Source organism: Winogradskyella pulchriflava, assembly GCF_042434315.1.
In the GTDB taxonomy this organism is placed as follows: Bacteria; Bacteroidota; Bacteroidia; order Flavobacteriales; family Flavobacteriaceae; genus Winogradskyella; species Winogradskyella pulchriflava.
The window spans coordinates 487,836-494,748 of record NZ_JBHLTQ010000003.1 but is presented as its reverse complement, the minus strand read 5'-3'; the positions used below and the strand labels follow the sequence as shown (position 1 = coordinate 494,748).

Sequence of the window (6,913 nt, the reverse complement as noted above, 5' to 3'; positions counted from 1 at the left end):
AGGTGGTTATAGCGACGGGGCTCACCTCTTACCATTCCGAACAGAGTAGTTAAGCCCGTTTGCGCCGATGGTACTGCTTTCTGTGGGAGAGTAGGTCGCCGCCTTTTTTGAAAACCCTTACTAGTTATCTAGTAAGGGTTTTTTGTTTATAGATGCTTTTGAAAAATGAATTGTAATAATGTTATTTTTTCTTTTTGAAGATACTATTAATTATAGTATTAATTCCAATAAATAATAGTACTATAGCTGCTATGCATAATAATATTGATACTATAAGCAATGGAATATACAACGGTTTGTCATCATTACTTAAACTAAGATGAAGTAAAGTTGGCCCCATAAACATTAGAATGAGACATATTCCCATTTGTTTTAACCCCTTAGTTAATATGTTTCTATCTGTTCTATTATTTTCGTCCATTAATTATGCTTTTTCTTACGCTCTTATACTTATGTAGGAGCTTAGTTGCTTCCTCTTCATTAACATTCAATTCATTCATTATCATTTTTACACCTCTATGAACAAGCTTTTCATTGCTTAATTGCATATCTACCATTTTATTTCCCTTTACTTTTCCTAATTGAATCATAGTAGTAGTAGTTACCATGTTAAGTACAAGTTTTTGAGCTGTACCAGCTTTCATTCTTGAGCTACCAGTTAAAAACTCTGGACCTACAATTATTTCAATTGGGAATTTTGAGGTTAATGATAATGGACTATTTTTATTACATGTAATGCAACCTGTAATAATATTATTTTCATTGCATTTTTTTAAAGCACCAATAACATATGGAGTAGTTCCAGATGCTGCAATACCTATTACTATATCTTTATTTGAAATATTTAATTTTTGTAAATCTTTCCAACCTTGTAATGTTGAATCTTCTGCATTTTCAACTGCTTTTCTAATAGCATTGTCTCCTCCAGCGATTAATCCAATGACTAAATCATGCGGAACACCAAAAGTAGGTGGACACTCGGAAGCATCTAAGATACCTAAACGACCACTTGTGCCAGCACCTAAGTAAAATAATCTTCCTCCGTTTTTTAGTTTTTCAACGACTTGTTCTATGAGGTTTTCTATTTGTGGTAGAGACTTTTCTACTGCTAATGGAACCGTTTTATCCTCATTATTAATATTAGTTATAATCTCATTAATAGACATGTCTTCGAGATTATTATAATGTGAGTCTTGTTCAGTGGTTTTTATAAAAGTCATACTTTAAATATACGAATTACTTTTACTGAATTGTATAGATTAATTCATCTACTTCAGATAATCTAAAATATCCAAAAGGATAATTTTCAGGATTTGTTTCGTTTATGCAGTTGCCTCTAACAGTTGCTGGTTGTGTTTCAAAAGGGCCACCATCATCACTTCCTTGTTGTAGAAGAATAAACATAAATTCATAAAACCTTTCAGAAACACCGTAGTTTCGTATTGTAACTATATCTCCAGGCTCTAAATCTTCTTCAGTATAAAACCCAAAGATTTGATTGCCATCAGTAAATTCATCATTATAGACTTCTAATGTCGGTATTACAGGAATATCACTAATGAATTCGAAAAAGTAATAATTTTCTATATCAGCAGGATCTGTATAGTAAGCCTTTAATTCAATATCTTCTCCTGTAAATCCACCTTCATTATTTTGTTCAATATAGTCAATAGAAGAAACAGATTTTAGAGTTTCTGTTGCAGTATAGGTTTCATTATTATAATTTATGGTAAGTGTATACGTTTCATTAATTACAGGAATAAAATTATCATTAAGATAATTACCAGTATCATTATCTTCTATAAAGTTAAAAACATTACCATTGCTGTCAGAGATATTTACAATAGCGTCATTAGCTGGAGGTACATTTTCATTATAAAAAGGTGCTGATAAAGTTAATTTTACACTTTGCTCATTTCCTGATGTATTTTTGAACCAATTAATTGAAGCTTCTATTACTAATCTTGGTTCTGCTTCATTGAGGTTAACATCTATGACATCTTCACAGTTGAAACAGATACTTAAAATGAATATTATATATAATCTTTTTCTCATGATTTAAAACTTAAAATTGTAAGATACTGAAGGCACTATTCCGAATATTGAAAGCCTTACAGCTTCGTTTCTCCCAGAATTTCTATCTTCTCTAAAACTAATACTTGCTGCATTTCTTCTGTTGTATATATTATAAACGCCAAAAACCCATTCTCCTTTAAAATTTTTAGTGCTATTTGGGTTAGGATTATAATTTACTGCTATGTCTAAACGATGATATGACGGTAATCTACTTGAGTTTCTTGCTTCATAACTAGGTACAATAATATCATTGTATTGATATTGTCCATTAGGAAATGTAGAAGGTTGTCCAGTTTGAAATATAAAATTAGAACTAAATGACCATTTTTTATTTAACTCGTAACTTCCAGTTAATGAAATGTCATGAGTCTTATCATAAGCAGTGTTATACCAATCACCATCATTAATACCAGTTTCAAGGTCTGTCCTGCCTGGCGTTTTTTGTTCAGATTTTGAAAGCGTATATGATAACCAACCTTTCAATTTACCTTCATTTTTTCTTAATAATAGCTCTAGGCCATAAGCTCTAGCTTTACCATTTAAAATAACTTGTTCTATAGCATTATTTGCAATTAAGTCTGCACCATCAATATAATCAATCCGGTTTTTAATGGTTTTATAAAAGGTTTCTATTTCTAATGAGAATGCGTCATCCTTGAAGGTCTTAAAATACCCTAAAGCAATTTGATCTAAGAGTTGTGGTTTTACATATTTCCCACTTGGTGTCCACACATCTAGTGGAGTAGGCGAACTAGTGTTAGATAATAAATGCAAATATTGGCTCATTCTATTATAACTTGCTTTTATGGATGTATTATTATTTAATTGATAAGCAAGGGCAAATCTAGGCTCAATGTTTGCAAATGATTCTATAACATCACTTCTGTCGTAGGTTTTTGTACCTATTGGTTCTGCCTTTTCATAAATGCCTATTTCTTCATTAAAAACCACGGGATTATTGTTCTCATAAATATTTAGCTCATCTTGGCCTAAACGATGAAAAGTACTAAACCTTGCTCCGTAACTAACCGAAAGCTTATTGTTTAATTTGTGTTCTGCATCAACATAAATTGCATTTTCAAAAGCATATTTGTCTATGAGTTTAAATGGATTAATACCAGAGCTCTCAGTAGTTGGGTTAATTTCACCTGGATTGAATTTATAGTAGATGCTATTTAATCCATATTCCAGCTTAAAATTATTACTTAAGTAATGCTTAAAATCATATTTAAGATTGAAATTTCTGATACCAGATTCCCAATCAAATTCAACAAAATCCAGTTTTAAACCATAATAGTAATCGGAATAAATCATAGATAAATTTGAAAATAGTTTATCTGAAAATAAATGATTCCATCTAAAGTTAACTACAGTGTTTCCATATGTGTTAGCAAAACTATTACTTAGTTCAAATACATCACGTCCAAAATAACCCGATAGAAAAACACTGTTATTATCATTTATTCTATAACTTAATTTTGTGTTAAGGTCATAGAAATAGGCAATGTTGTTAATATCAAATAAAGGCAGGAACAAATGCGCATAACTACTTCTACCACCAAAAAGAAATGAGCCTTTGTCTTTTTTTATAGGACCTTCTGCAAGTAACCTGCTAGAGATGAGTCCTATGCCTCCATTCATATGAAATTCAGAGCTATTTCCTTCTTTTTGATATATATCTAAAACTGAAGATACGCGACCACCATACTTTGCAGGAATACCACCTTTGTAAAGTTTTAGATCTTTTATGGCATCTGGGTTAAAAACCGAAAAGAAGCCAAATAGGTGCGATGAATTAAATATAGTTGCTTCGTCTAATAAAATTAGATTCTGATCTGCGCCACCACCTCTAACATTAAAACCAGATGATGCTTCACCAGCATTTGTAACACCTGGCAGAAGTGTTATAGACTTGATAACATCAACTTCTCCCAAAATTACAGGCATACTCTTTATCGTTTTAATAGATAAAGAATTAACACTCATTTGAGGTTTCTTAATATTTAACCTTTCTATGTTCTCTTCAATTACAACTTCATCCAAACTCTCTGCAGATTCACTCAATTTAAAATTTTTAGATAAATCAGTGTTAAGCACAATAGTTTCAGCAATGGTTTTATAACCCAAATAGCTAATCTGTATATTATAAGTACCAGTAGGAAGCGTTATTGAATAAAACCCATATTCATTTGTTACAGTACCTGTCTGCAAATCTGGAATAATAATATTAACACCAATGAGGGTTTCGTTACTTTGATCATCTGTTATAGTTCCGCTGAGTGTGAATTTATCTTGTGCCGTAAGTATTTGTAGACCTATAAAGAAAAAGAGCAGTAGTACTCTGTGTGAGATTGCCATGAAATGTCTAATATTTTTTTGATTGATGATATCTGTTTTATAAAAATAGACGATTTGCGTATTAATTAGTTACATAGAATTAAAAGTATAAAAAAAGCTTCTATATAGAAGCTTTTTTTATATGATCTAAATACTATCATTTTTAGCTAAGTATGTTATTTAATACTTTACTTGGTCGCATAGCATTAGAAACTAGATCTTCGTTTGGATAATAGTATCCATCAATATTTACGGACTTACCTTGGCAATCAATAAGTTCATTTATAATAGTCTCTTCGTTTGCAGAAAGTTCAGCGTAAATTTTTGAAAACTCAGTTTTTAATTCTTCATCTTTTGTTTGTTTAGCCAATGCTTCTGCCCAGTATAGTGCTAAATAAAAATGACTACCTCTATTATCTAGTTCATTAACTTTTCTTGAAGGTCCCTTTTTATTCTCTAACAATTTATCAGAAGCGTCATCTAAAGTTTCGCCTAAAACTCTTGCCTTTTCATTGTTATTAACGATAGCAAAATGTTCTAGAGATACTGCTAAGGCTAGAAACTCACCCAATGAATCCCAACGTAAATGATTTTCTTTAATAAATTGTTGTACGTGCTTAGGAGCTGAACCACCAGCACCAGTTTCAAATAAGCCTCCGCCATTCATTAATGGCACAATAGATAACATTTTTGCACTTGTACCAACTTCTAAAATTGGGAATAAATCGGTTAAGTAATCTCTTAATACATTTCCTGTTACTGAAATAGTATCTTTACCGTCTTTTATACGTTCTAATGTGAAATTAGTAGCGTCAATTGGTGATAAAATTCTAATATCTAAACCTGTAGTATCATGATTTGGTAAATACTGATTCACTTTTTTAATCAATTCAGCATCATGAGCTCTATTTTTATCTAACCAAAAAACAGCTGGTGTTTGAGAAGCTCTTGCTCTTGTTACAGCAAGTTTTATCCAATCTTGAATTGGTGCATCTTTAACCTGACACATTCTCCAAATATCACCAGTTTCTACAGCATGACTTAATAATACAGAACCTGAAGCAACAATAACTTCAACTTTACCGTTTGAAGCTATTTCAAAAGTTTTATCATGAGAGCCATATTCTTCAGCTTTTTGAGCCATAAGTCCAACGTTTGGTACAGTTCCCATAGTTGTTGGGTCGAACGCTCCATGTTTTTTGCAAAAATCTATTGTTGCTATATATACACCAGCATAACTACTATCTGGTATTATAGCTTTAGTATCTTGTTGTTTACCTTCAGCATTCCACATTTGTCCAGACGTACGAATCATTGCTGGCATAGAAGCATCAATGATTACATCGCTAGGGACATGCAAATTGGTAATACCATTGTCTGAGTTTACCATAGCTAAATCTGGTCCGTTTTCTAAAGCTGTTTTTATATCAGCTTCAATTTCTTCACGTTTAGCTGTTGGTAATTCTTCTAAGTTTTCAAGCAAATTCCCAAAACCATTATTTACATCTACACCTATTTCTTTAAATGTAGTTGCATGTTTTTCAAATAAAGATTTAAAATAGGTTCTAACAACATGTCCAAAAATAATTGGATCAGAAACCTTCATCATTGTTGCTTTCATGTGCAGAGACATTAACACATCTTGTGCTTTTGCATCTTTAATTTCTCTGTCTAAGAAGTCCAATAATGCTTTTTTGCTCATTACTGTAGCGTCAATAATTTCGCCTTTTAGTAAAGCTAAATTATCCTTTAAAACCGTTTGAGCACCATTAGTATCTGTATGAACAATTTTTACATTTGTTGCATCTGCTATTGTTACAGATTTTTCGTTATGAGCAAAATCTCCAGCGCTCATTGTAGCGACATGTGTTTTAGAATCTGATGACCAAGCACCCATGCTATGTGGATTTTTTCTGGCATAATTCTTAACTGCTTTTGGAGCACGTCTATCTGAGTTTCCTTCTCTTAGTACAGGGTTTACCGCACTACCTTTTATTTTGTCGTAGCGTGTTTTAATCTCTTTTTCGGCATCAGTTTTTGGCTCGTCTGGATAGCTAGGTATTTTATAACCCTTAGATTGTAATTCTTCAATGGCATCTGTAAGTTGAGGAATAGATGCACTAATATTTGGTAATTTTATGATGTTAGCCTCTGGCTTCTTTGCTAATTCACCTAATTCAGCTAAAGCATCAGCTACTTTTTGATCTTCGGTTAAAAAATCTGGAAATGCAGCTAAAATCCTTGCTGCTAATGATATATCTTTAGTTTCAATGGTAATACCAGAAGATTTGGTAAATGATTGAACAATTGGTAAAAAAGAACGTGTTGCTAAAGCAGGTGCTTCATCGGTTTTTGTATAAACAATCTTTGCTGTTTTTGTCATAAGTCGTTAATATAATATGATTGCGAGTTGGCTAAAATTTAAGCTGTGCAAATATACAAAAAAGGTACAGTTTTGTATATGTTAGATTCGTAGTAAAGCACCTAAAAATTCACTAAA

Annotated in this window: 5 protein-coding genes and 1 rRNA gene; 1 reads left to right on the top strand and 5 read right to left on the bottom strand. The window is 31.8% G+C overall.

What is annotated here, in order from left to right; all coding sequences use genetic code 11:
• A 5S ribosomal RNA gene (rrf, locus tag ACFFGA_RS08375) occupies positions 1 to 107 on the top strand.
• A 74-nt stretch (positions 108 to 181) separates the two neighbouring features.
• On the opposite strand, the gene ACFFGA_RS08370 is transcribed toward rrf, so the two are convergent.
• The 5 genes from ACFFGA_RS08370 to ACFFGA_RS08350 form a co-directional block, all read right to left on the bottom strand.
• Positions 182 to 421 carry a DUF6095 family protein gene (locus ACFFGA_RS08370; RefSeq protein ID WP_386062404.1) on the bottom strand — a complete coding sequence of 80 codons (240 nt, stop codon included), beginning with the start codon at positions 419 to 421 and terminating at the stop codon, positions 182 to 184.
• A complete protein-coding gene (gene murQ / locus ACFFGA_RS08365; RefSeq protein WP_386062401.1) occupies positions 408 to 1,220 on the bottom strand; it encodes an N-acetylmuramic acid 6-phosphate etherase in 813 nt (270 codons plus the stop codon). Before murQ ends, ACFFGA_RS08370 begins: the two co-directional genes overlap by 14 nt.
• A 22-nt stretch (positions 1,221 to 1,242) precedes the next feature.
• A complete protein-coding gene (locus ACFFGA_RS08360; RefSeq protein ID WP_386062398.1) occupies positions 1,243 to 2,055 on the bottom strand; it encodes a DUF4249 domain-containing protein in 813 nt (270 codons plus the stop codon).
• Between the two features lie 3 nt (positions 2,056 to 2,058).
• The gene (locus ACFFGA_RS08355; RefSeq protein ID WP_386062395.1) at positions 2,059 to 4,434 is read right to left on the bottom strand and encodes a TonB-dependent receptor; all 2,376 of its coding nucleotides are present in this window, start codon (positions 4,432 to 4,434) and stop codon (positions 2,059 to 2,061) included.
• Between the two features lie 142 nt (positions 4,435 to 4,576).
• On the bottom strand, positions 4,577 to 6,796 hold the full coding sequence (locus tag ACFFGA_RS08350) for an NADP-dependent isocitrate dehydrogenase (RefSeq protein ID WP_386062392.1): 2,220 nt from the start codon (positions 6,794 to 6,796) through the stop codon (positions 4,577 to 4,579).
• Between the last annotated feature and the right edge of the window lie 117 nt (positions 6,797 to 6,913).